Origin of the sequence: Micromonospora craterilacus, from assembly GCF_003236315.1 — a bacterium.
Classification (GTDB): Bacteria; Actinomycetota; Actinomycetes; order Mycobacteriales; family Micromonosporaceae; genus Micromonospora; species Micromonospora craterilacus.
On sequence record NZ_POTY01000442.1, the window covers coordinates 1 to 1942 of the forward strand.

General features: G+C 72.2%; 2 protein-coding genes. Both read right to left on the reverse strand.

Annotated features, from left to right (window positions below; translation table 11 throughout):
- Nucleotides 1–112: 112 nt before the first annotated feature.
- Nucleotides 113–1705 carry a sugar ABC transporter ATP-binding protein gene (locus tag C1I95_RS33610; protein ID WP_111220114.1) on the reverse strand — a complete coding sequence of 531 codons (1593 nt, stop codon included), beginning with the start codon at nucleotides 1703–1705 and terminating at the stop codon, nucleotides 113–115.
- Nucleotides 1702–1942: ROK family protein (locus C1I95_RS33615; protein WP_146605944.1), on the reverse strand; the 241-nt coding region annotated here is incomplete at its 5' end. The genes C1I95_RS33610 and C1I95_RS33615, both read right to left, overlap by 4 nt.

Sequence of the window (1942 nt, forward strand, 5' to 3'; positions counted from 1 at the left end):
CACCAGGAGAGCCGGCCGCCGCCCGGCGTGGGCGGCAACGCCTTGTCCCCGGCCGTCTCCGGCCCGGCCGGATCCACCGGTCGGGACTGCGTCGCGGTGGGCGGGCTATCGCTCATGCCGTCACACCTTCCATCAGAGACCCCGCCATGACGAGGTCGAGCACCGTGTTCTCGTCGAGTTCGCCGGCCGGGGCCGTCCGGACGACCCGCCCCTCCCGCATCACCAGCACCCGGTCGGACAGACCGAGCACCTCGGGCACCTCGCTGGAGACCAGCAGCACCCCGACGCCCTGGGCGGCGAGCTGCCGGATCACCTGGTACAGCTCGGCTCGGGCGCCCACGTCCACGCCCCGGGTGGGTTCGTCGAGCAGCAGCAGCTTGGTGTCGCCGAGTAGCCAGCGCCCGACCACCACCTTCTGCTGGTTGCCACCGGAGAGGGTGCGTACCGCCCGGCGGACGTCACGCGGGCGCATCTCCAGGTTCTCGGCGATCCGGTCCGCTGCGGCCCGCTCCGCTCCGACATCGGTGAACCCGAGGCGGGCGTACCGGCCGAAGGTGGCCAGCGTGATGTTGCGGTAGATCGGCTCGCCGAGCAGCAGCGCCTGGCTCTTGCGCTCCTCGGGGGCCATGCCCATGCCGGCTCGCACCGCCGCGCCGACACTGCCCGGTCGCAGCACGGAGCCCGCCATCCGCACGGTGCCCGCGTCGGCACGGCGCGCACCGTAGATGGTCTCCATCAGCTCGGACCGGCCGGAACCGACCAGCCCGGCGATTCCGACGATCTCCCCGGCTCGCACGGTGAGCGACACGTCGGCAAACTCGTTGGCGCGGCTCAACCCGTCGACCTGGAGCAGCTCGTCGCCGACGGTGGGGTCGGCGGGACGGTCCGGGAAGACGTACTCGATGGTCCGGCCGGTCATCCGGGAGACCAGGTCGCGGGTCGGGGTGTCGCGGGCCGGCAGGTTCGCCGCGGTGGTCCGGCCGTCCTTGAGTACGGTCACCCGGTCGCCGATCTCGCGGATCTCCTCCAGCCGGTGCGAGATGTAGATGACCGCGATGCCCTGCGCGGTCAGCTCGCGGATGATCCGGAAGAGGTTCTCCACCTCGTCGTGGGCGAGCACCGCGCTCGGCTCGTCCATGATGATCAGCCGGGCCTCGTGGGAGAGCGCGCGGGCCATGCTGACCACCTGCTTGCCGGCTGCGGGCAGCGCCCGGACCATCCGGCCGGGCGGGATCTCGGCGTGGCCGAGCCGGCCGAGGATCTGCCGGGCCCGGCGGGCCATGTGGCCCCGGCGGACGAAACCGAAGTGGCGGGGCTCGTGACCGAGGAAGGCGTTCTCCGCCACCGACAGATCCTCGACCAGGTCCAGCTCCTGGTAGATGGTGGCGATGCCGGCGCGCATGGCGGCCTGGGGGTTGGCGAAGGTGGTCGGCTCGCCGCGCCACTCGACGACCCCCGAGTCCGGGCGGTGCACCCCGGCCAACACCTTGATCAGGGTCGACTTGCCGGCACCGTTCTGCCCCAGCAGGCAGTGCACCTCGCCGGCGCGCACCTCCAGCTGCACCCCGTCGAGGGCGCGTACGCCCGGGAAGGTCTTCACCACGTCGGTGAGGCGCAGGACCACCTCACCCGCGACGGCGTCGGCGGGGGCTTCGACCAGGGGAGCATCGGTCACGGCGACCTCCTCGGATGGCTGCTCGGTCATGACGCCTCGGCAAAGGCCAAATCGCTGGCGAGAACCGAGGCACCGGCGACACCGGCCCGCGGCCCCAGCTCGGACAGCACCACCGGGAGGTTGCCGGTGGCCAGCGGCAGCGATCGGCGGTAGACGACGCTGCGGATCTCGGCGAGCAGGATGTGCCCGAGCTGGGCCAGCCCGCCGCCGATCACGATCATCGACGGGTTGGTGAAGCTGACCAGCCCGGCCAGAACCCCACCGACC